The organism is Pseudomonas sp. 18175, from assembly GCF_050432925.1.
Taxonomy (GTDB): Bacteria; Pseudomonadota; Gammaproteobacteria; order Pseudomonadales; family Pseudomonadaceae; genus Aquipseudomonas.
In genome coordinates this window covers 44,175-65,626 of the sequence record NZ_JBKFTO010000019.1, presented here as the reverse complement: position 1 = coordinate 65,626, position 21,452 = coordinate 44,175, and the positions used below count along the sequence as shown (strand labels likewise).

20 protein-coding genes are annotated in these 21,452 nt (G+C 59.6%); 8 read left to right on the top strand and 12 right to left on the bottom strand.

The features are described 5' to 3' along the window. Nucleotides 1–76: 76 nt before the first annotated feature. Nucleotides 77–709 (bottom strand): hypothetical protein, encoded by a 633-nt coding sequence (locus tag ACLD1Y_RS23040; RefSeq protein WP_429480101.1) that lies wholly within the window; start codon nt 707–709, stop codon nt 77–79. Between the two features lie 122 nt (nt 710–831). Here ACLD1Y_RS23040 and ACLD1Y_RS23035 point away from each other — a divergent pair, with 122 nt between their 5' ends. Further along, nucleotides 832–1,077, top strand: a complete 246-nt coding sequence (locus tag ACLD1Y_RS23035; protein WP_429480100.1) for a zinc-binding dehydrogenase — start codon at nt 832–834, stop codon at nt 1,075–1,077. A 340-nt stretch (nt 1,078–1,417) separates the two neighbouring features. Next, nucleotides 1,418–1,648 (top strand): DUF6124 family protein, encoded by a 231-nt coding sequence (locus ACLD1Y_RS23030; RefSeq protein WP_429480099.1) that lies wholly within the window; start codon nt 1,418–1,420, stop codon nt 1,646–1,648. A gap of 99 nt (nt 1,649–1,747) precedes the next feature. Here ACLD1Y_RS23030 and ACLD1Y_RS23025 read toward each other — a convergent pair whose 3' ends face one another. The 3 genes from ACLD1Y_RS23025 to ACLD1Y_RS23015 form a co-directional block, all read right to left on the bottom strand. Next, nucleotides 1,748–2,119, bottom strand: a complete 372-nt coding sequence (locus ACLD1Y_RS23025; protein ID WP_429480098.1) for a hypothetical protein — start codon at nt 2,117–2,119, stop codon at nt 1,748–1,750. Between the two features lie 146 nt (nt 2,120–2,265). After that, on the bottom strand, nt 2,266–2,964 hold the full coding sequence (locus ACLD1Y_RS23020) for a hypothetical protein (RefSeq protein WP_429480097.1): 699 nt from the start codon (nt 2,962–2,964) through the stop codon (nt 2,266–2,268). A 117-nt stretch (nt 2,965–3,081) separates the two neighbouring features. Then, complete coding sequence (locus tag ACLD1Y_RS23015) at nt 3,082–4,920, bottom strand: ATP-binding protein (RefSeq protein WP_429480096.1); 1,839 nt, start codon at nt 4,918–4,920, stop codon at nt 3,082–3,084. A gap of 252 nt (nt 4,921–5,172) precedes the next feature. Between ACLD1Y_RS23015 and ACLD1Y_RS23010 the strand changes: the two genes are divergently transcribed. From ACLD1Y_RS23010 to ACLD1Y_RS23000, 3 genes are read left to right on the top strand one after another with little or no spacing between them, the layout of a single operon-like run. Next, nucleotides 5,173–6,081: a helix-turn-helix transcriptional regulator gene (locus tag ACLD1Y_RS23010; protein ID WP_429480095.1), complete on the top strand. Its 909-nt coding sequence runs from the start codon at nt 5,173–5,175 to the stop codon at nt 6,079–6,081. Continuing rightward, nucleotides 6,078–7,658 carry a hypothetical protein gene (locus tag ACLD1Y_RS23005; RefSeq protein ID WP_429480094.1) on the top strand — a complete coding sequence of 527 codons (1,581 nt, stop codon included), beginning with the start codon at nt 6,078–6,080 and terminating at the stop codon, nt 7,656–7,658. The genes ACLD1Y_RS23010 and ACLD1Y_RS23005 overlap by 4 nt, the downstream gene beginning before the upstream one ends. Then, nucleotides 7,655–10,429 (top strand): AAA family ATPase, encoded by a 2,775-nt coding sequence (locus ACLD1Y_RS23000; RefSeq protein WP_429480093.1) that lies wholly within the window; start codon nt 7,655–7,657, stop codon nt 10,427–10,429. Before ACLD1Y_RS23005 ends, ACLD1Y_RS23000 begins: the two co-directional genes overlap by 4 nt. A gap of 230 nt (nt 10,430–10,659) precedes the next feature. Here the strand turns inward: ACLD1Y_RS23000 and ACLD1Y_RS22995 are convergent, their stop codons facing one another. Beyond that, nucleotides 10,660–11,268, bottom strand: coding sequence for a LysE family translocator (locus ACLD1Y_RS22995; RefSeq protein WP_429480092.1), 609 nt, complete (start codon nt 11,266–11,268; stop codon nt 10,660–10,662). A gap of 117 nt (nt 11,269–11,385) precedes the next feature. Between ACLD1Y_RS22995 and ACLD1Y_RS22990 the strand changes: the two genes are divergently transcribed. Together ACLD1Y_RS22990 and ACLD1Y_RS22985 are read left to right on the top strand one after the other, a co-directional pair. Beyond that, nucleotides 11,386–12,249 carry a LysR family transcriptional regulator gene (locus ACLD1Y_RS22990; protein ID WP_429480091.1) on the top strand — a complete coding sequence of 288 codons (864 nt, stop codon included), beginning with the start codon at nt 11,386–11,388 and terminating at the stop codon, nt 12,247–12,249. Nucleotides 12,250–12,423: 174 nt separating this feature from the next. Next, a complete protein-coding gene (locus ACLD1Y_RS22985) occupies nt 12,424–12,780 on the top strand; it encodes a hypothetical protein (protein ID WP_429480090.1) in 357 nt (118 codons plus the stop codon). Nucleotides 12,781–12,784: 4 nt separating this feature from the next. Here ACLD1Y_RS22985 and ACLD1Y_RS22980 read toward each other — a convergent pair whose 3' ends face one another. After that, complete coding sequence (locus ACLD1Y_RS22980) at nt 12,785–13,132, bottom strand: hypothetical protein (RefSeq protein WP_429480089.1); 348 nt, start codon at nt 13,130–13,132, stop codon at nt 12,785–12,787. Nucleotides 13,133–13,314: 182 nt separating this feature from the next. Between ACLD1Y_RS22980 and solA the strand changes: the two genes are divergently transcribed. After that, on the top strand, nt 13,315–14,475 hold the full coding sequence (gene solA, locus ACLD1Y_RS22975) for an N-methyl-L-tryptophan oxidase (RefSeq protein WP_429480088.1): 1,161 nt from the start codon (nt 13,315–13,317) through the stop codon (nt 14,473–14,475). Nucleotides 14,476–14,611: 136 nt separating this feature from the next. On the opposite strand, the gene ACLD1Y_RS22970 is transcribed toward solA, so the two are convergent. The 6 genes from ACLD1Y_RS22970 to ACLD1Y_RS22945 form a co-directional block, all read right to left on the bottom strand. Further along, on the bottom strand, nt 14,612–15,238 hold the full coding sequence (locus ACLD1Y_RS22970) for a glutathione S-transferase family protein (RefSeq protein ID WP_429480087.1): 627 nt from the start codon (nt 15,236–15,238) through the stop codon (nt 14,612–14,614). A 68-nt stretch (nt 15,239–15,306) separates the two neighbouring features. Then, entirely contained in the window at nt 15,307–17,034 is a 1,728-nt protein-coding gene (locus tag ACLD1Y_RS22965) for an OPT family oligopeptide transporter (protein WP_429480086.1), read from the bottom strand. 222 nt (nt 17,035–17,256) lie between these two features. Then, entirely contained in the window at nt 17,257–19,314 is a 2,058-nt protein-coding gene (locus ACLD1Y_RS22960; RefSeq protein ID WP_429480085.1) for a methyl-accepting chemotaxis protein, read from the bottom strand. Between the two features lie 360 nt (nt 19,315–19,674). Further along, a complete protein-coding gene (locus tag ACLD1Y_RS22955) occupies nt 19,675–19,974 on the bottom strand; it encodes a DUF3144 domain-containing protein (RefSeq protein ID WP_429480084.1) in 300 nt (99 codons plus the stop codon). Between the two features lie 28 nt (nt 19,975–20,002). Continuing rightward, nucleotides 20,003–20,698: a tRNA (adenine(22)-N(1))-methyltransferase gene (locus ACLD1Y_RS22950; RefSeq protein WP_429480083.1), complete on the bottom strand. Its 696-nt coding sequence runs from the start codon at nt 20,696–20,698 to the stop codon at nt 20,003–20,005. A 5-nt stretch (nt 20,699–20,703) separates the two neighbouring features. Further along, nucleotides 20,704–21,414, bottom strand: coding sequence for a FadR/GntR family transcriptional regulator (locus ACLD1Y_RS22945; protein WP_429480082.1), 711 nt, complete (start codon nt 21,412–21,414; stop codon nt 20,704–20,706). Nucleotides 21,415–21,452: the final 38 nt, after the last annotated feature.

Genomic DNA, 21,452 nt, shown 5'->3' with positions numbered 1-21,452 from the left:
GGTAGCGCGTGGAACCACTGCCGGGGGGGCATGGTAGACCTATCTGCCTACCGCCTTGGGAATTTTCTCCCCCGCCTCAATCCGACGCCTCAACCTTGGTCAACGGCTGGCGCTTGGCCCATTCAAACAACTCCACCGTCGGAATGTGCTTACCGCCATCCACCCCAATCACAAAATGCTGCCAGGGAATACTCACCCCTGCCCGCTCTAGATTGGCAATGCGCATCGCAGCATGATCATCCACCGCATAGCAGTCGAAGGTGTATTTGGACGACTCTTCCTTGGAGTTGTACTGGCGATACTTGACCACCACCGAACAAGTCTTCTGCGGCAAATCCGTCGCGTCACCCAACTCTGCAACATTCGCCGGGATCAACAAGCCATTGCTTGCATTCACTAGCACCTGCTCACCGGCCTTGATCAACTTCTGCTTTTTAGGCACCTGAAACAGGCTCGTGCCCGGGTCCTTGTGCGTGCCGGTTTCCAACATAAGCGCCGTCACAATAGCCGCACGGTTGCCGACGTTCGTCACCAGCACCTCCATGCGATCAAAGTCGCTGTAGGCAAGGGTGATATCCAGTTTTGAATAGTCCCCTTTAAGCCAAGTCCAGGCCGGCGGCACCACCACCGACACAATGGACAGAAAGGCCACCGGCAGCCCAAGCAGCAAGGTGAGTCTTTCCAGATAGCGCTTTGTTAACCTCTTCACCCAATTCCCTCTCACACGTCAAACCCAGTAAAGCCACGGTCAATGCCCAAAAGATGGCAATTGCCCATCATGCCATACCCAGCAAGCAGAACGAGGCAGCGCCGCCCCTGTGGCGAGGGAGCTTGCCCGCGAAGGCTGAGGGCCAACATGCACTATCAGAAACAGCCCTTGCTGGATGCTGGCGCGGCCCACGTCATCGTCAGCGACCCGGCGGTGTTGGCGCGGGCCAGGCGTTCATTCTGGAAGGGCTGGCATCGGGGGCGTTGTCGCCGGTGATTGCGAAGACGTTTGCGTTGGATGACGTGCAGGACGCGCACCGGTTTTTGGAGGCGAACCAGCAAGTGGGCAAGGTGGTGGTGACGGTGTAAGGGAATCGTCCTAGGACAATTCCCAAAGCGAGGCAACGGCTTGCCCGATTGCCTACGCGTGCGCCAGAATCCGCCGGCTTGTGCGCTGGGGTGGTGGAATCTAAGGTTGCGCGGTCGCTGAATTTCTCGGTGATCGGGTTTAGTAGCCCACGATTTAACCTAACAAGTGCATGAGCTTCATCTGTCAGACGTCCTCGTCTGTGCTTGATGGTGGCTGTGCGCAGGGCGCCCTCGGGCGCGCCGGTTTTGTTAGGTTCCACCGGTCTACTAACCTGCGTACAGCTACCGCCTCTTTGTTTAGTAGCGATGGGGTGGTGGCTTCAAGGTAAGGAACTTAACGATGGTTAATGATTCGAGTGTTCTCTTTCGTATCGCTCCAGACGTCAGCACTGAAGCCCTCATCGCCAACAGCTACGAGACCTTCACCTCAGTCAGCACATTGCTGCTCGACTTATCAGACGACTTGAACGGAAAACATCGTGACATTGCGTTGGCAATTCACCAATTGAGTGAACTAGGCGTTTTGCTCACATCCAAGCTTTTAGATCAAAGGGTGCCTTGCAATGGCTGATCAATGCCATTCAGAAGGCTGGCCCGGTTGGTAGCTGAGTCGAGTTAGGAAAAAAAGGGGGGGGTGTTCTTTAAACGCTAGCTCCCCCTTCTATCCTCCCTAGCTCAACGCTGAGATTGTTTCTTCTATTTCGTAATCAAGTTTCCCTTTTATCCCGCCCGGCTCCTGCCACTCTTCCTTTAGAGAAGTCAATAACCGAACAGTAAGTAGCTTATATTCTGGAAAGTGCCGCAACTCATAAATAAACGCCCTTTGACTGACAAGCTTGAACGGCCCCTCAGCATCGTGCCCCTTACTAACATTCCGAAGCAAAAGATGGTAACGCTCATACCGCTGGTTTTTCAGTTCATCCTTTCTCAACGAAACGTATCTATAAGCTGAAAATGCCAAAGCTGCTATAGAAAAAACGAAAGCGAGAATTGTAGCAACGGCTCCAATCTCATTTAAATTAGATACGACCCAATGCCCCATTCAACCCTCCAACAAGCCAAAACACAGAAATATTATTGCTTGCAAAAATATGTGACAGCTACAAAAACCAGATCACAACATAGCATTCAACTATCAACACATATATTCCACCATAAGTACTTTTCAACACCTCGGAGCAGCGAATATCATTTCTTACTTTTTAGCCTACTTGTTATGTAAACAATGGATGTAGCAGAGAACTCGAGAAAGAATTCTGCTTCAGCTCTCGATAGAGCGGAAGCAACAGTACCACCATGCCTCACAAAATCCTTGTTACTGGCATACCCATATGCCTGCGTTATCAAGCGTTCAATGTCGGCATCAAGACTCGCTTGCTTTATGATTTTTCCGAGCGTCCCATTTGGTTCGTCTAACAGTACCATAAGGCTGGACTCGACAGAGCTTATTGATTCTTTTATAGAATTTTCGTAATCCGGGCTGGCTGAGTAAATAAAGTTTTTGGCCTTGAGCCACTGGGTACGGACGGGCACCAACTCATCAGCCAAAGCATCATTTGCTTTACTCCAATTTTTCGAAGCTGGTGAATGTCTCTGTATGCGCTTTAGATCTAACAAAATATCAGCATACAGCTCCTGCACGTACGCTCGCCGACTAGCATAAGTGCTCATATCTTGTAGCTTGCAAAACGCCATAAAAACTTCAAGAGACTTATGCGGATTCGGATTCGCATACTTTGCTTCTTCCAGATCAATCGTCACATCAGAGTAACTTTCTCGGTATTCGGAGGACTGCATAGATGTACGACCATCTGTTGCATATGCAATCATCAATGCCTGAACCGCCATTGTTTTTGCGCCTAGCTCTACAGCACCTTTACTATCCATAAACCGCTCCATCAGTTCAATATACTTATATCCCCTACCACATAAAAACAAAATTCACCAATTCAATTAACCCCTCCATTTCTTAATCGAATTCAAAGACAACTATTTCGCCCCCCCCTACCTCCCCAACAACTCCCTAACCCTCCCCCCAAGCACCTCCACCGCAAACGGCTTAGTCAGCACCCCCATCCCCTCCCCCAACTGCCCATACCCCATCACCGCATTCTCCGCATACCCCGTAATAAACAACGTCTTCAACCCAGGCCGCAATTCCATCCCCGCCTCCGCCATCTGCCGCCCATTCATCCCACCCGGCAACCCCACATCCGTCACCAGCAAATCAATATGCACATCCGATCTCAACAGTTTCAGCCCCGCCGCACTGTCCGCCGCTTCAATCACCGTATAACCCAACTCCCCCAGCACATCAGCCAGCAACATCCGCACGGTGGATTCATCGTCCACCAGCAACACCGTCTCGCCATGCTGTGCCACTTCCAACGCGGTTTGCCCTGGGGTCAGTTCGTCACCGGGCGCGGCGCCGTGGTGGCGTGGGAGGTAGAGGGACACGCTAGTGCCCTCGCCCACAGCAGACTGGATATGCACTTGCCCACCCGACTGTTGGGCAAAGCCGTAGATCATCGACAGGCCCAGGCCGGTGCCTTGGCCGATGGGTTTGGTGGTGAAGAAGGGTTCGAAGACGTGGGCCATCACCTCTGGCGACATGCCGGTGCCGGTGTCGGTGACGCTCAGGCGAAGGTAGGGGCCTTCGGCGAGGTCGTGGGCGCGGGCGGCGTTTTGGTCGAGCCAGTGGTTGCTGGTTTGCAGTTGGATGCGGCCGCCTTCGGGCATGGCGTCGCGGGCGTTGATGCAGAGGTTGAGCAGGGCATTTTCCAGTTGGCTGACGTCGACGAAGGCGGTCCAGGCATCAATCGCGCCGACGGTTTCGATCTGGATGCCGGGGCCGGCGGTGCGTTGGATGAGTTCGGCCATGCCGTACATCAGGGTGTTGACGTTGGTGGCGCGCGGTTCCAGGGTTTGGCGGCGGGAGAAGGCCAGCAGGCGTTGGGTGAGGACGGCGGCGCGTTTGGCTGAGCCTTGGGCGGCGACCATGTATTTGTCGACGTCGCTCAGGCGGCCTTGGCTGATGCGGCGGTTCATCAGTTCGAGCGCGCCGGAGATGCCGGCGAGCAGGTTGTTGAAGTCGTGGGCCAGGCCGCCGGTGAGTTGGCCTACGGCCTCCATCTTTTGGGATTGGCGCAGTTTTTCTTCGGCCTGCATGAGCATGGCGGTGCGTTCGGCGACGCGTTGCTCCAGGGTTTCGTTGAGGGCGCGCAGTTTGGCTTCGGCTTCGCGCAGGGCTTCGTCGGCGATGGTGCGTTCCAGCAGGTCGGCGGCTTGGCGGGCGAGGATGTCGAGCAAACGCAGGTCGCGCTCGGACGGCTGGTGCGGGGCGCTCCAGTGGGTGGAGATCATGCCCAGCAAGCGGCCATCGCGGGACAGCAACGGGGTGGTCTGGGCCGAGCGGATGCCGCTGCGGCGGAAGGCGTTGAGGTCTTCGGTGCCGGCGATGTCGGGCCATTCTTCGAAGTCGGGGATGATGGCGCGTTGGCCCAGTTGTAGGGCCATGGTGCAGCTGCTGTAGGCCATCGGGCTCACCCATTGCCAAAACCCAACCGCCTCCGGTGGCAAGCCGCGCGAGCACAAGAGTTGCAGTTCGCCGCCATGGCCCGAGGGGTGACCTTGGGGGCACAGCAACTGCATGGTGCCGAACTGCGAGCCGGTGATGGACACGGCCGCGTCGACGATCTTGCCATAGAGGGCTTCCAGGTCTTGTTCACCGATCAGGTCAAGGCTGATGCGGTGCAGGAATTCGATGTCCGACAGGGCGGTTTCCGACTCATGGGAAGTGCCACGGGGAAAGGCTGCCGGGAAGGCGGTGCGTAGGGTTTTCATGGGGCTACCAAGGGGATGGCATTGGGCTATTAACAGCGTATCAGCAAAGCTATGACCACGCGATTCAGGCGGACGTTCGGTGGTGATCGATACTTTAAGCGCAGGACACATAAGGCACTTTCACCCAAAAAACGCTTGATTCACCTCTATTTAATGGCACATTGACACCCCCTGAGTAATTTCCACTGACATCACCTGTCAGTGGCGAGCATTAAAGTCGGTGCATCTTCAAACGGATTTGGGCAGCCCATCATGGCCACACCGCTACACGACACCCTGGCCATGCGGCTGGCGGATATCCTTTTGCAGCTCAATCACGGTGAGTCCCTGTGCCGCTATGACTTGGCGCAGCAGTTTGGCGTGAGTGAACGCACCATTTACCGCGACCTGAGCCGGCTTGCCGATGTGGTCGAACGCCTGCCCGATGGGCGCTACCAACTGGTCAAGGAACATCAGGGCAAGCTGCAACCGCGCGACCTTGAGGCATTTGCGAAGGTCACGGGGGTTAACCGATTGTTTCCAAACAACGGCCATCGGTTTCTTCGCTCATTGCTGGCGCCGGATGAGCAACGCCATTTTCTGGTCAAGGCCCACCATCACGAGAACATCGAGCCTCACGACCAGCCGTTCCGGCAGTTAAACGAGGCCATTGGCCAACAGCGCCAGTGCCGCCTGATGTACGCGGGCAAGCCGCGCACGCTGTGCCCCTATCGCCTGGTGAACAACAAAGGCATCTGGTATTTGGCGGCCACCGAAAATGGCCAACTGAAGGCTTTTACCCTGGGGCGCATCAGCGTCTTGCACGTCACACAAGAGCCTTTCGTTGCGCAGCCGGCGGTGCATCGTCAGATCGAAGACGACGACGATATCTGGTTCAGTAAAACCAAAACCACGGTGCAGCTCTCGGTTGCGCCCGCCATCGCTTACTACTTTCTGCGCCGCCCGGTGGTGCCTGGGCAACAGGTGCTGCGCACGCTGGAGACCGGCGAGTTGATCGTCAGCAGCACCATTAGCCATGCCAACCAGATTTTGCCGATCATCCAGTATTGGGTTCCTCACGTGCGCGTGCTGGAACCGGCCTGGCTGGCGGCGCAGTTGTACCGCGAACTTGAACACTACTTGCACGCTGCAACCCAGCCCATCACAGGAACCGAGCAATGAACCCACCGGTAAACACGACTGAGCCCACCGCATTGGCCCCACTGGACGCCGCATTGTTGAGCAGCGACGAGTACCAGGAGCAACAGGCACACGTCATTGAGACGCAGATGTGGGGTGGCGCGGATAACACCGAGGCCACTGGCCGGTTGTTGTCCGAGTTCGTGCATTCCAGCGAGCAGCATGCAGACATGCCCGTCGAAGAGTGGCTGGCCCAGGAGTTCGGCAAGCACCCTGCCCTCTGGCAAAGCGATGCGCAGCGGTTGGCGGCGGCCAAAGAGGTGGTGACGTCGGTCGTACGTTTCAATGACTCGGCGAGTTCTTTGCAAGGGCACTTGGCGAGCGGGCAAAGCGAAGCCAGCTGGATCGCACGTGAGCTGGAGAAAGGCGCGGGCGTCAGCGGCTCGTTAGGTGTGGGCCAATACGCCACGCGCATTGATGTGGCCCTGGCCGAAGCCACCGCTGGCGCCAGGGTGATGATCACCAACAACAATGGCGACATCAGTTTTTCGCCGAATCTGGATGGCTTTATCGCCGAGCAGCATCACGTCGATACGTTCAATATCGATGCGGTGACCAAGGGCAGCGAATACCGGGCCAAGGTGGTTAACTCCAACGGCCTGAACTCGGTCGACATCGTGATCGTCGACGGCCAGGGCAACGTGGTGCATGAGTACCAGTCTAAATACGGCAGCGACGCCAAGGCCACCGAGCAGTTGTTCAAGCGCGGGGAGTACGGCGAGCAAAAACGCCTGGTGCCCGAGGGCCAGGGCAAGGACATCGCCAACAGCACCGAAGTCGTCGAGATCGACGGCGTGCACTCCGAGCCGCTCAGCAAAGAACAGGCGCTGGAATGGCAGCGCAAGGCCCGCGAAGAAGCCGAGGCGCGCCAGTATGAATGGAGCGACACCAACCGCATCAATGTGGGCAAGCAGATCGGCAAGCAGGCGTTGGTCGGCGCAAGCATCGCGGCAGGTTTGCACGGCGTGCGTATTCTGGCGCGACGTACCTGGAATGCACTGACGGGCAAGGAAAACCCACCGGCCAGCGTAGACCTCAGCGACTTCGTCACTAGCTCCCTGAGCAGCACCACCCAAGTCTTCACCCAAGTCGCCGTCAGCGGTGCATTGGTGGTGGCGGCCAAAAATGGTTTGCTCGGCGCCATCATGAAGCGCACCCCGGCCGGCCAAATTGCCAATATTGCCTGCATTGCTCTCGCCAACACGAAAATTCTCTATCAACTCGCCTCCGGCAAGCTATCCAAGGAAGAAGCGCTGAACCGCATGGGCCAAACCACAACCTCGGCGGTATTTGCAATTGCCGCGGGCTCCAAAGGCAGTGCGCTGGGCATGGCGATTGGAACCGTGTTCGGCCCACCCGGTATCGCCGCAGGCGGGTTTATCGGCGGCATGATTGGGGCCATGGCCGGCGGCGTGATCGGTGAGCAACTGTTCGAGGCCAGTAAAGGCCTGGTGCGGGCTTCGGTCACGGTGGTCAATCGCGTCACGGCCAGCGTGGTGGAAGGCGCCAAGGCGCTGGCCAGCAGCCTGGGTAACTTCGCAAAAGGACTGTTCGCATGAGCTCCAGCCTCGCAGCGCTGAAAGACAAACTCCGTGCGCACCTGATCGCCGGATACCCTGGCTTTTACATACAGTCCAGTGAAGAAGCGCGGGTTGACCGGGTGCTTGCGCTGGCCGGCGAAAGCCTGGGCCTGCATGTCATGGAGTGGAACCTCGCCTATGGCTGGGTGGATTTTCACACCAAGCAACCGCGCTCCGATGCCACTCAGACCGAGCTGGCTCACTGCCTGCCAGCACTGGCCGACGAGGACTTGAGCCGCAAGCTGATCGTGATCAAGGATGCCAAATCCGCCCTGGAAAACCAGCCACTGGCGATCGCTCGCCTCAAGCAATTGCTCAACCGCATCCAGCGCCATCATCGCGGCGAATGCGCCGTGGTGTTGGTTGCTGAAAGCCTGTTCATTGCGTCGCAGATTGAAGCGCAAATCACCTTGCTACCGCTGCCCTTACCGGGGCGCGAGGACATTCTTGCGCAAATCGAAGCCTTCGCCGTTGAGCACGCACTGAGTATTCCCAAGGCATTGCTGCCACGCCTGGCCGCCACGTGCAGCGGGTTGAGCGAAGAGGAAATCCGTCAAGTGCTGGCCATGGTGCAACAGCCTCACCCTGAGCTAAACGATGCCGCCCTTGGCCTGATCCACTACGAGAAAGAACAGATCATCGCCAAAAGTGGCGTGCTGGAAATGGTCAAAGTCGGCGAGACGGCCAACGACATCGGCGGCCTGGAAAACCTCAAGCAGTGGCTCAAACGCCGCGCCGAAATCTTCCGCCGCCTCGACGAAGCCGAACGCGCCGGTGTGACGGCGCCCAAGGGCGTATTGATCGCGGGCATGCCCGGCTGCGGTAAGTCCCTCACCGCCAAAGCCGCTGCCCACCTGTTCCAATTACCGCTGCTGCGCCTGGATATCGGCTCGCTGCTGGGCAAGTACGTCGGTGAAAGCGAGCACAACATGCGCCGCGCACTGACCATGGCCGAAAGCGTCAGCCCGTGCATTCTCTGGATCGACGAGCTGGAAAAAGCCTTCGTCGGCATGGGCAGCGGCGAAGGCTCTGAGGTGTCATCCCGGCTGTTCGGTTACTTCCTGACCTGGATGCAGGAAAAAACCGGCGCTGTGTTCGTGATCGCAACCGCCAACAACATCAGCGCCCTTCCCGCCGAGCTGCTGCGTAAAGGCCGTTTTGATGAGGTGTTCTACGTCGGTTTCCCCAACGCCAAGGAACGCTCGGCCATTCTGAGCATTCACCTCAAGGACGACTGGCGGCAGTTCACTGAGCAGCAACAACAAACCCTGGCCGCGCTGTGTCGCGACTACTCCGGCGCCGACATCCAGAACGCCGTGGGTGAGGCGCGTGAGAGCGCCTTTCTGGACGGGCAAGCGCTAACCCACGAAGACATCGAACGCGCGATCCGCACCACAGTGCCGCTGCGCGAAACCCTGCGTGAGCAAGTCGGCAAATACGAAGTGTTGTTTGAAAAGCTCAAGCTCAAGCCCGCCTCGCGAATCGACGGGCTGAGCATTGCGCAGATGATCCAGCTGGCCGATAGCGCCAACCCGGTGCGCCGCAAGGAAGTGGCGTGTCACCTTGAGTGCCCGGACGACCTGCTGGAAAAGCTCAGCGCCGATACCGACCCAGAAGTTCGTCTGAGCGTGTACCGCAACCCCAACTGCACCGAGCGGTTGCTGGCGGGTTGCTTGAGTACAGACAAGAAGGCCGCCAATTTTGATATGACCACCTATCAACTCAGCTGCCTGCACCCTCGGGCGCCCATGGACCTGCTGGCCAGTGAGTTGGGTAAGTGGGATGGCAGTGACTATATCCAGGAAGAGAAATTGCTGGCGTGCTCGCACCTGACCGATGAGGTGTTGCTGGCGCTGTTCAATAACAGCAAAAAGCACGTAACGCGCTTGGAGATTTGCAAGCAGACGACGTTGTCGGTGGAGTTGCAGGGGCAGTTGGTGGAAAGTCTGTGGGAGGTCGTACTGACCAACCATGCGGAGCAGTTCGTTGCGTTCATCAACAACCCGATACTTGATCCGTCGCTTCATAGGAAGATTGCCAGCCACGACAAGCATATGGTTGTGAACGCGTTGCTCAAGCTGGAGAACCTGTCTGAGGAAGCGCAGATGGTGTTGCTCGGTAATGAAAGCCACGTATTCAAACTGGCCAACAACCCGAATATCAGCGCACGTACCCAGTTGTCGCTGCTGTTGCAGGCGCTGCCTGAGGCACAGGTCAAATTCGTTCTAGAAACGCTGCAACAGGGCGTTGACGAAATTTCTCTGCCTGACGACGTTGACCCCTATGAGTTCAGTGACGGCTACTTCGAAGAGGTGTATTGCCAACTTGCAAGCAACCGCAGCCTGAGCACCGACGCCATCAAGGTACTGGAGTCATTTGGGCGACAAATGCGCAACTCGCACATCAACTTGAACCTGGCCAGCAACCCGGTGTTGCCACCTCACTTGCAACTTAAATTCGCCAACAGTGATGACTTATCGCTGCGAAGTTGCCTGGCGAGTAACCCCATCCTCAGCGACGAGGCCAGTGCCCGCTTGATCGAGCAGGGTTTCCAGCCAGTTGTAGACGCTGACGCTTTGGAGAAGGCCCGCACCGAGGCCGCTCTCAGGCTACGTGCAAGTGCAATCGCGGGAGCCCAAGGCACAGCGGTGGGGACGTTCGCCTCGACCTTTGCCGCAAGCGTGTTGGGCAGCGACATGAAGCTTTACGGCGGTCTTCTCGCAAGCCTGCTGAAAGCGAAGAAGCCTTGAATCAGACACCTTTACGCTCACCTGCCTAAGCTTCACAAAACTGTAGAGCGAGTAGGCGCTAACCTGTGGCGAGGGAGCTTGCTCCCGTTGGGCTGCGAAGCGGCCCCAAAGATGGGACTGCTACGCAGTCCAACGGGAGCAAGCTCCCTCGCCACAGGTATAGCATTCGCCCTTAACTAATTGGCTCACCACAAACTTCGCTTCGGTGCTGCGTGAGGAAAACCTTGCCCTCAGCCATGAATGGGCAAGGCCAACCCAAACAGCACAAAAAACCCGCCACAGACTTTATTGAAGCGCCGCCCGGTGCGCGCCAGCCATGGCCGCACCCGGTGCGCGGCGCTGGCCACCATGTACTCGACAAAAAACTCGACCACGGCGTAGGTGAGCGCGATGGCGGCGGTCTGCGCGATGATGTTTCGGTGGGGGTCCAGAAATGGCGGGATAAACGCGGTGAACAGCAGCAGCGCCTTGGGGTTGGAAATTGCCGAGACCAACCCTTGGCGAAACAGCGCGCCATTGCGCAGGCTGGCGGTCGCCGCCGCCTCCAGGCTGACAGGGGCTGCGCGCCACAGGCCGAAGCCCAACCAGATCAGGTAGAGCCCACCGGCAATTTTCAACGCGGCAAACCAGGTAGCCGAGGCCTGGATGAGTGCACCCAAGCCCAAGGCGCACAGTGCTAGCACTACGGCAAAGCCCAGCACGCCGCCGCTGATGGTGAACAGAGTGCGGCGGCTGCCGTGGAGTGCGCCGTGGGTGAGCACCAACAGGGCGTTGGGACCGGGCACGACGGCGATGCCGAAGCAGGTGATCACGTAGAGCAGCCAGGTATCAAAGGGCATGGTCAGGTCCGGCAGGGGTGGCTGGGTTTAGGGCTGAATAGTGCGATGCAGACATTCGGCATGAAAAGCGCATAATTCGCACCTCAGCCATTCGATTAACGAATAGAGGTCCCCGCGATGCCATCCAGCGATTTGCAGATCGATTGGCTTAAGTGTTTTGTGGCGGTGGTGGATGCCGGTTCGTTGTCGGGCGCGGCCCATGAGGTCAACCGTTCGCAGTCGGCCGTGAGCATGCAGATGAAAAAACTGGAGGCTGCGCTGGGGCGGCCCATGCTCAACCGTGGCCCCAGGCACCTGCAACTGACCGATGACGGCCAGACGCTGCTGGGTTACGCCCGGCGCATGCTGGCCCTGCATGCGGAGACCCAGGCGGCGTTTCACGGTGAGGCGTTGACCGGGCGAATCCGCCTGGGGGTTGCCGAAGACTATGCGGCCAAGTACCTCACGCCAGTGCTTAAACGCTTTGCGCCGCGTTATGCGGGCGTGGATATCGAACTGACCTGTGAACAGTCGACTGCGCTGATCCCACGGGTGCGCAGCGGCGAGTTGGACCTGGCGCTGGTGTCCAGGGATGCGCCGCAAAGTGGCACGTTTTTGTTCAAGGAACCAATGGTGTGGGTGGGCTCGCCGCAGTTCGAACTGTGGCGCCGCGACCCGCTGCCCATCGCCGTTTACGAAAGCGCCAGCCTGGCGCGGCGGTATGCGGTGAATTCATTGGCCCAGCAGGGGCGGCAGTTCAAGGTGGTGTACAACAGCTCCAGCCTGGCCGGCCAGGTGGCGGCGGTTGAGGGCGGGCTGGCGATTGCGGCGATTACTCAATGCACGGTGCAACCGTCGCTTCAGGTGTTGAGTGGGGAGCATGGGTTAGGGCCTATTGAGCCGATGGAGGTGTCGATTCTGCGCAGCCGGGCGTCGCGGGGGGCCAAGGCGGTCAATAGTCTGCACGCGTTCATCATCAATGCATTGAGGCAGCCGGCGTAACCCTGTGGGAGCTGGATTGCCTGCGAAGACTGTAGTCCAGCCACCACACCTCTATCGCCAAGATCGCCGCCTTCGCAGCCTCGCTAAAGCTCGACAGCTCCCACATTTGACCGTGAGTATTTTCAGGGTTGTGGCAGTATCTGCAGACACTCTGCCCACTTCAAGGAGCCTTTGATGGCCTTATCCAAACGCGAGGCCGACCGCTTAGAGCGCACCCTGGTTGCCACGCTCACCGACGCCTGCGAAACCGCCAAGGCCGAAATCCCGGGCTTTGAGTGGCTGACGCACACGGTCAACTACGCGGCGTTCCCGGCCAGCCTGCGGGTGATTTGGGTGTTCGATACCCAGGCCAACAAAGACCGGGCCCTCGCCAACGGGCAAGACGTGCGCATGCGCGAACTGACTGCCACGGCCCTGCACGACGCCGGGGTAACGCCTGGGCAACCGGGCCGAGGCGTGCACTTCGATTGCGAAGAAGATTGCCGGCTAAAGCATGGCGGCGATTGGCGGCTACGCCTGGCACGCGGCTGACCTGCTACGTCGGACAGTTGCCAACCACCAACACACCGCCGCAGTTATTCAGCGCGGGCACTTTATCCAGTGGCACGGTATAGCTTCCATCCGTGGCGCGGCTGTACTCAAACACACTGGGAAGTGCATTGGTCTTGGCGGGTTTGGGGCCGCCGCCATCGGCACAACTTTGTCGCAGCACACACATAGCGCCTTTCCTTTCTGTCCAGCCCCAGCCGGAGCAGGTGGCATAGGCATGGCTTGCAGACCAAGCATCCTGGCACTGCTTATCATGGGTTTCTGCGAACGCGTGGGTCGCCATTAAAACAAGCGGCAGCGCACTGGCTGCCATCAGAGCGTGGATGCACTTCATGATCATCACCTACCGGCAAACTACTGGGTCGAGACTCAAGCATATCGACGCCCTGCACAGCGCTCCTTTCAACTAATTGGAAAATGCGGCCCCGAGTGGCAATGCCCTTGTTCCCCCACCCATTGTTTTTTGCCCTCCGTTGCCTTCAACTAAGCGCCCTCCTCCTCTAGCGAGCAACCACGATGGAACGCTTTGAATCGCTGGTCATCGGCCTGGGCGCGATGGGCGCCGCCACGGTGTACCAACTGGCGAAAGCCGGTGTGAAGGTCGCCGGTATTGACCGTCATCACCCGCCCCATACGTTCGGCTCAAGCCATGGCGATACGCGGATCACGCGGTTGTCGGTGGGTGAAGGGGCGCAATACGTGCCCATCGTGCGTAACTCGCACCGCATCTGGCGGGAGCTGGAGGCGCTGTCGGGGCAGGTACTGTTCGAACAGTCGGGGTTGCTGGTCCTCACCTCCTGGGACGGCTTTGACCCCAGCGATCAAACCGACTTCACCCTGCGCACCATTGGCCTGGCACAAACCTACGGCATCGAACACGAGGTGCTGGACGCACAGCAGATTCGCCAACGCTTCCCGCAATTTGCCCAGGTGGCCGACAACGCCATCGGCTACTACGAGCCCGAAGGTGGTTTTGTGCGGCCCGAGCGTTGTATCGATGTGCAGCTCAAGCTGGCCGAGCAACATGGCGCGACGCTGTACAAGGGCGAGACCGTGACCCACATCAGCTCGGACGCGCAGGGTGTCACGGTCACCACCGACCAACGCACGCTGCACGCCGACAAACTGGTGGTCAGCGCGGGCAACTGGGCGGGCGGCTTGTTGGGGGCACCGTTTGACCGGCTGCTCAGTGTTTACCGCCAGCAGTTGTTCTGGTTTGAACTGGAGCCTGGGGCGCAGCTGGTGGGTTCGTCGCCCACGTACATCCTCACCCATGGCCCGGACGACACGAACTACGGCTTCCCCGCCCTGCCTGGCGAGGGCAGCTTGAAGATTGCCACGGCGCAATATCACACCCCTTCAACCCCAGAAACCCTAGACCGCTCGGTGTCAGCCACACAGGAACGGGAGATGTATGAACAGCAGGTGCAGGGCCGGATTGCCGGGGTGAAGGCCAAGGTGGTCAAGTCGGCGGTGTGCGCCTACACCGTGACGCCCGATCACCATTTCATCATCGACAAGCACCCAACCTTGCAGCACACGCTGGTGGTGTCACCGTGTTCGGGGCATGGCTTCAAGCATTCGGCGGCGCTGGGGGAGGCGTTTGCGCAGTGGTGTATGCGGGGGGTGAGTGAGCTGGACTTGTCGTCGTTTTCGTTGAAGCGTTTCGATTTGTAGTGAGCGGGCTTGCCCCGCGCTGGGTGGCGAAGCGGCCCCAAAACCAGGCGCCTCGGTTTTACTGAAACACCGAGGTGCCTGGGTTTAGGGCGGCTTCGCCACCCAGCGCGGGGCAAGCCCGCTCACTACAGAGTGTTCACTTGGCAAACGCGTACTCGCCACCCTGCTCCACTGCCTTGCGATACGCAGGCCGCGCCTGGAAGCGTTTTACCCACGCCGCCAGATGCGGATACGCCGCCAACTTGCCCTGTGCCCCGGCCACTTCGCCGATAAAGCTCATCTGGATATCCGCACCGCTCAACTCATCCCCCGTCAGATACGGCGTCTGCGCCAGCACGTCGTTGAGGTAGCCCAGATAATTGGCTACTTCCGACTCGATACGCGGATGCAGCGGCGCCCCCGCTTCACCCAGGCGACCCACATAGAGATTGAGCATCAACGGCAACATGGCCGAACCTTCGGCGAAGTGCAGCCATTGCACGTACGTGTCGTAGTCAGCCGTGGCCGGGTCCGGTTGTAGGCGGCCAGCGCCATGACGGCGGATCAGGTAGTCGATGATGGCGGCGGATTCGATCAGCACTTGGCCACCGTCTTCGATCACCGGGGACTTACCCAGCGGGTGGATGGCCTTGAGTTCAGGCGGGGCGAGGTTGGTCTTCGGGTCGCGTTGGTAGCGCTTGATTTCGTACGGCAGGCCAAGCTCTTCAAGCAGCCACAGGATACGTTGCGAGCGCGAGTTGTTGAGGTGGTGGACGGTGATCATTGGCGACTCCACTGAGTGATAGAGGATGTTCTGCAAGAGACTACGCCAACGCCACACAGTGCCCTCGATTAATTACCCACCATCGACCACAGTGATGCCCCGACCCCCGTGATGCTTTCACCTGCGATCAACCCGGCCGCCGCGGTGATCGCGAAGCGCTCAGTGATACTCGGCCAGCGGCAACTGACCCACCAGGTCAACACCGCCCCCAAGGCCATCATCAGCGACACCGAAGCCGGCAATACAAACGCCAGGCCCAACGCAGCGGCGCTTGGCAGGTAGCGCGCGCGATGGGCAGGCAGGATGCTGTCCAACACACCCAGCAACACGCCGACCAGGCCACCAATGGCAATCGCCCAGCGGATGCTGGTGGACAGTGACTCAAGCCCGTGGGTCAGGGTTTGCGCCACGGCTTTCCAAGTGGCAACAGCTGGCGCCGGCCACTCTTCGGTGAGCAGCATGGTTTGCGGGTCGGGGATCAGCGCCAGGTAGGCGAATACTCCGACAATGCTGCCAATGAAAATGCCCAGGATCTGCGCAATCACTTGCTTATGCGGTGTGGCACCAATGGCCTTGCCCACCTTGAAGTCATTCATCAGGTCGGTGCATTGCCCGGCCGAACCGCCGGCAGTGTTGGCGCTCATCAGGTTGATCGGCACCTGCCCCGGCGCGACGATGCCAAAACTCAGTTGGGACAGCTGCCCGATGGCGCCAATCGGCGGAATGCCCGTGGCGCCTACCACCCGCGCCGCCACGGCGGCGAGGCAGATAGCCAACGGAATAGTCAGCAACGCCATCCACACGTTGATGCCGAACAGCCAAGCTTGCAGGCCGACCACCAGCACGATAGACAGGATAAAACCGGCAACAGGCACAGGCCTGGGCACCGACCACGTGGCGCCGCCGCTGGATCGGGTGGTGCGGTATAAGGCCCATAACCGAATCGCCAACGAAGCCAGAGTGGAACACACCATCAGGCTCACCCCCGGCCACAATAGCCACTCCACCAGCGCGGCGAATTGCGGGCCCGTGCTGTCGGCGGGCAGGGCCACCAGGTGTTGCGCCAATAGCCATGGGCCCAGGCCTCCCCAGGCGAGCAAGGCGCCAAGCAGCAGCGTCAAGCCCACGCGAATGCCAATAATGCCGCCAAACCCCACCAGCAATAGCGAAGGGTCGGCGGTGAAGGTCAACCGTTCCAACTGAGCGCTCGGTGACCAGCGCGGGAAGGCCCACATAAAGGTGTCCACCCACTTCACCAGACCCGACAGCAACGCGGCGCTGAGCAGCACTTTCAAGCGCGTCGCCGCCTCGCGGCCGTGGTTGTAGATATGCCGCAGGGTTTCGAGTGTGGCCATGCCTTCGGGGAATTTCAGCGCCTTGTCATTGAGTAAAGACGGCCTCAGATACCAGGCGATCCAGATGCCCAAGAAGCTCACCGAAAACACCCAGGCAATCATCGGCAGCGCATCCAACTGGTTGCCCGTGAGCAAGGTGTAGGCCGGAATCGGCGCCACCAACCCGCCGGAAATAATCGAGGCCGCCGCCGAGGCCACTGTCTGGTTGATATTGCTTTCGTGCAGCGTCCACGGCAGTTGCTCACTGGACCGTTTGGCCAAGCCTTGCCAGATCGCATAGCCCACCAGCAGGGCAATGATCGACATGTTGAACGACCAGCCGATCTTCAACCCGGCGTACACATTGGAGGGCGTCAACAGGATGCCGAGCACGGTGCCGGTGACGACGGCGCGTAGGCTGAGTTCACGGGTGACCGGGACGGGCTGGGGGAGTGAGGTCATGCGGAGTCCTTTCGGCAAGAAAACAGAGCGACCTAACAAGTGAGCCCTATAGGCCCCGAAGGTTCATCCCCCGCCATAATCCCCACCCAATGACACTCGGATTCACAGGTGAAATGCAGTCAAATGTGGGAGCTGGCTTGCCTGCGAAAGCGGTGGGCCAGGCAACAACTCTATCAGCCATGCCGCCGCCATCGCAGGCAAGCCAGCTCCCACAGAAGGTACTCAGCTCAGGCGGAACCTTGCGGTGTTATCACTTAATGCCTGGCTACCCTTGCTCAAGGTATCCGCCGCCCGATTGACCGCACGGGCGCCATCCAACAAGCGCCCTGCCGCCTGGTCGACCTGCTGGATATTGCCGCTCACTTCATCCGCCGTCGCCGCTTGCTCCTCCACCGCCGTGGCGATCTGCGCCAAGGTGTCGGTGACGTTCTGCACCGCACCGGCGATCTCGCCCAACCGCGTGCCCAGCCCGGTGACGGACTCGGCATCGGTCAACGCCTGTTCGCACGCGGCGCCCATCAAGGTGACCGCCTGGCTCACCGTCGCCCGCAGGCTGTCCACCGTGCCGGCAATTTGCGCAGTGGAGGCCTGGGTGCGCTGGGAGAGGCTGCGCACTTCATCCGCCACCACCGCAAAGCCCCGGCCCTGCTCGCCAGCACGGGCAGCTTCGATGGCGGCGTTGAGTGCCAGCAGGTTGGTTTGCTCGGCGATGCCACGAATGGTGTCGACCACCGATTGAATCTGCTGGCCCTGCTGGCTCACTTGCTCCAACGCATCGGCCGTATCGGTGAGGCGTTGGTTGAGTTGCTGGATGCTCGCCGTGGTGCGCTGGCTGTCGCGGCTGCTGTCTTCGGCGATACGCCGGGTGTGCTGGGCGCTGCCCGAGGCTTGTTCACAACTGCGGGCGACGCCCATGGAAGTGGCCGCCAATTGGGTGGCTGCCGCAGCAATCTGGCTGATTTGTTGTTGCTGGTCTTCGACCTCGGTGAGGGTGCTGCCCGACTGGGAATTGAGGGTGAGCACCGCCGAGCCCAGTTGCTGGGTTTCGTGGTTCACTCCGAGCAGGCTGGTGCGCAACTGCTTCACCGCCACATTGAGTGCGGTGCTGATGGCTGCCAGTTCGTCGCGCCCTTGCACCGCCACTTCCACGCACAGGTTACCGTCGCGCAGGGACTCGGCCAGGGTGGTGATGCTGCTGGCACTGCGGCGGATGGCGGCTTGCAGGCACATGAACAGGTACAACGCCGCCAACGCCAGCAGGCTGAAGGTGGCCGCGACGGGGATGAATTTTTGCAGTGAGCGATCCCGGTAGTAACCCAGGCGCGCGTCCAACGAACTCAGTGACTGGTTGCGCAGCTCGCCCAAGCTGCCAAGCATGGCATCGACACTGTTTTCGAAGGCCGCCGTGTCGAGTTTGATGGTGCCGCCGAACACGCCGTCGTCGAGCACTTTAAGTTCGCTGTCCAGGCGTTGCAGGCTGGTGTCGTACTGCACAGTCCAGGGTTCCATGCCCGCATACTGCTTGGCCTTGAGGGACGCGGCGGCCTTGGCCAGTTGGTCTCGCGCATCACCGATACGGCCGCGCAGGTCGCGCATCTGCAAGCGGCTTTGCAGGGTGAACTGCCCCGAAGCAATAGATGACTGGCCGACGCTGGCCATGCGGCCAATGCGTTCGATTAGGTCGGGAGTGTGCTGGGTGGACATCTGCATCAGCAGGTAGGTTTCCAACCAGGGGTCAAGGATCAAGCCCGAATCCAGGGTGATCTGCTCACGCAGGGTTTGCATCGCCGTCAGGGCGGTGGTGAAACGGTCATAGCCGTCCGGCCACCAGCCCACGGTGCGCAGGGAGGCGGAGTCCATGCCCTTGACCGTGGCTTGCAACGCTTCGAAGCGGGCCAAGGTGTCGGCGCTGGCATTCTGGGTTTTCAGGGAGTCGCCCAGGGCCTGCAGGCTTTGCAGCATCAGCGGGAAATTCGCATCCACTTTGTCCATTGCCGCCTTCGCCGCCGGCGTGGGGGCGTGCAGGATATCCGCCGCTTTCCAGCGTGCAGCCAGGTTGCGTTGGGCGGTCAATTGGCCGTCCAGTGCGTCCATGGCCAGCAACTGATGCACGCCGGACTGCTCATTGGAGATCACGGTTAATTTGGCGCGATAGTCCTGCCCGATCATCCACAGGCTGCCGGCCAATGGCAGCATGAATAGCAGGAACAGGACCTGGAATTTGCGTGCAAAGCCGAGGCGCCCAAGCAGGCGGATACCCGGTGATAAAAGGCTGTGCATGTCCGACTACTCCCCAAAAACGACCCATGCGGTGCACCACGGGACGAAGCCTTGAAATGACTAACGGCAAAACGCCATGTCATTGATTGGGAAGGCCCAAGCAAGATACGGGCCGTTGGGAGAGAGGCCGCAGGTAGGTGGGGTGGCACGCTAAGGGTGCACGGGTTTTGCACTTAAATGGGGCAAAAGCACTCAGCCTTAAGCCCCAATTTGTAACCTCACCACAAATCAACTGTGGAAGGGGCATTGTGTGGGAGCGGGCTTGCTCGCGAATGCGGTACATCAGTCACATAGGTGTTAACTGACACACCGTATTCGCGAGCAAGCCCGCTCCCACATTTTGGACCTCATCAGGCCTGCTTACTCGGGTGTGTCTGCGACCACATACCGGCTGAAATTATTGATGTGATCATCCAGATTATCTTCAAGCATCATGCGGTACTGATCACAAAAATACTTAATCATCGCCTCCCGCGCATCGGCCATTTCGGCGCCGGACTTGAAGTTGCGCGCACTGGCCCAAGCGTTGAACCGGGTGGTGCCGAACATCATCGAGGCGCTGACTTCGCCGAGGTTTTCGCAGGTTTTGAGCTGCTCGTTCGACAACTCGATATGCGCGTCGGCGCGGTCGTAGAAGGGTTGGTTGGTGGCGTCGGCCATTGCGGGGTTCCTTGGTGATAGAGGGTTATCAGGCCAGCAGCGCGATGATCCACTTGATCTGCTGGTTGATGTCTTCAAGTTTGTCTTGCGCCAACGCCTGCTGTGCGCGCTCCAGGCCGGCCAGGGTTTTGTGTTTTTGGCGAAGGAGGCGTTGCCACTTGGCGATAAACATCGGGCTGCGCGCCTGCATCTGCAGGGGGCCGAAGTACAGTTGTTCCGCACTGTAGGTCACAGGCGTTGCACGCTCGGCGACGATGATTTCGTAGTAGAAACCGTTTTCGTGCAGCAGCTCTTCAATCAGGATCGTGTAGCCGTTGTGCATCAACCAGTGGCGCAACGCTTGCTCGCCGCCGTTGGGTTGCAGGATCAAGCGTTCTTCGCCACTCAAGTGCGCCTTGCCGCTGTCGAGAATGTCGCGAATCGTCTCGCCGCCCATGCCGCACACGCTGATCGCCGTGATGCTGTCTGCGGGCGCTATCGCGGCCAGGCCATCGGCCAGGCGAACGCAGATGTGCTGCTCCAGGCCGTTGTCACGCACGGTACGTTGAGCGGCGTGAAAGGGCGTGCTCGCCACCTCCCCCGCCACCGCCGCCGTGATCAGGCCACGGCGCATCAACGCCACCGGTAAATAGCCGTGGTCAGAGCCGATATCGGCCAGGCGCGCACCCGCCGGTACGTTCGCCGCCACGCGCTCCAGGCGCATGGATAAAGTGTGTTCGTTCAACGGCCCTACTCTCCGCAAAATCGGTCGCGACTGTTGGTCAAGTGCAGCACCATCGCGGCGCGTGCAGCGTCTGGGTCCTGGCGTTTGATGGCGTTGAAGATCGCCTCGTGTTCCAGGTTGGCCAACTGGCCGAGCTGGGCAAAGTCGGCACCGCCGCGCTCGGCACCTTTGACTTGGGTGCGCGGAATCATCGCATTGCCCAGGTGCAGCATGATTTCGGTGAAGAAGGTATTGCCGGTGGCTTCGGCGATCAGTTGGTGGAAGCGTTTGTCTTCTTCCACACAGCTGTCGTTGTTGGCCAGCGAGGCCTGGTAGTCGGTGAGCGCTTCGCGCATGCGGGCCAGTTGTTCGTCACTTCGGCGCACTGCTGCCAGGGCCACGGCCTGCACTTCCAGGCCCAGGCGCAGTTCGAGCATGGCGCGCACGCTGGCGACCGTATCGACATTCAGGCGCAACCCCGATTGCGCGTGTGGCGCTAACACAAAGGTGCCGATGCCGTGCCGCGTCTCCACCAACCCCGAGGCCTGCAACTTAGAAAGCGCCTCGCGCACCACGGTACGGCTGACGCCATGTTCGGCCACGATGGTGGATTCGGACGGCAGTTTTTCACCAGGCTTTAGTTGCCCCAACAGGATGCGCTGGGTCAGTGACTCGACCACGCCTTGGGCCAGGTTGTTGGAACGTCGACGAACAGGCGGTTCGCTTTCAATGGGCATCGCTACGGGTCCACGGGGTTGGGCTGGGTGGGAGCTTA

What these genes read in the sequence shown, in the direction of transcription:
- ACLD1Y_RS23030 (WP_429480099.1), top strand. Translation starts at nt 1,418, where the DNA reads ATGGTTAATGATTCGAGTGTTCTCTTTCGTATCGCTCCAGACGTCAGC.
- ACLD1Y_RS23025 (WP_429480098.1), bottom strand. Translation starts at nt 2,119, where the DNA reads ATGGGGCATTGGGTCGTATCTAATTTAAATGAGATTGGAGCCGTTGCT.
- ACLD1Y_RS23020 (WP_429480097.1), bottom strand. Translation starts at nt 2,964, where the DNA reads ATGGATAGTAAAGGTGCTGTAGAGCTAGGCGCAAAAACAATGGCGGTT.
- ACLD1Y_RS23015 (WP_429480096.1), bottom strand. Translation starts at nt 4,920, where the DNA reads ATGAAAACCCTACGCACCGCCTTCCCGGCAGCCTTTCCCCGTGGCACT.
- ACLD1Y_RS23010 (WP_429480095.1), top strand. Translation starts at nt 5,173, where the DNA reads ATGGCCACACCGCTACACGACACCCTGGCCATGCGGCTGGCGGATATC.
- ACLD1Y_RS23005 (WP_429480094.1), top strand. Translation starts at nt 6,078, where the DNA reads ATGAACCCACCGGTAAACACGACTGAGCCCACCGCATTGGCCCCACTG.
- ACLD1Y_RS23000 (WP_429480093.1), top strand. Translation starts at nt 7,655, where the DNA reads ATGAGCTCCAGCCTCGCAGCGCTGAAAGACAAACTCCGTGCGCACCTG.
- ACLD1Y_RS22995 (WP_429480092.1), bottom strand. Translation starts at nt 11,268, where the DNA reads ATGCCCTTTGATACCTGGCTGCTCTACGTGATCACCTGCTTCGGCATC.
- ACLD1Y_RS22990 (WP_429480091.1), top strand. Translation starts at nt 11,386, where the DNA reads ATGCCATCCAGCGATTTGCAGATCGATTGGCTTAAGTGTTTTGTGGCG.
- ACLD1Y_RS22985 (WP_429480090.1), top strand. Translation starts at nt 12,424, where the DNA reads ATGGCCTTATCCAAACGCGAGGCCGACCGCTTAGAGCGCACCCTGGTT.
- ACLD1Y_RS22980 (WP_429480089.1), bottom strand. Translation starts at nt 13,132, where the DNA reads ATGAAGTGCATCCACGCTCTGATGGCAGCCAGTGCGCTGCCGCTTGTT.
- solA (WP_429480088.1), top strand. Translation starts at nt 13,315, where the DNA reads ATGGAACGCTTTGAATCGCTGGTCATCGGCCTGGGCGCGATGGGCGCC.
- ACLD1Y_RS22970 (WP_429480087.1), bottom strand. Translation starts at nt 15,238, where the DNA reads ATGATCACCGTCCACCACCTCAACAACTCGCGCTCGCAACGTATCCTG.
- ACLD1Y_RS22965 (WP_429480086.1), bottom strand. Translation starts at nt 17,034, where the DNA reads ATGACCTCACTCCCCCAGCCCGTCCCGGTCACCCGTGAACTCAGCCTA.
- ACLD1Y_RS22960 (WP_429480085.1), bottom strand. Translation starts at nt 19,314, where the DNA reads ATGCACAGCCTTTTATCACCGGGTATCCGCCTGCTTGGGCGCCTCGGC.
- ACLD1Y_RS22955 (WP_429480084.1), bottom strand. Translation starts at nt 19,974, where the DNA reads ATGGCCGACGCCACCAACCAACCCTTCTACGACCGCGCCGACGCGCAT.
- ACLD1Y_RS22945 (WP_429480082.1), bottom strand. Translation starts at nt 21,414, where the DNA reads ATGCCCATTGAAAGCGAACCGCCTGTTCGTCGACGTTCCAACAACCTG.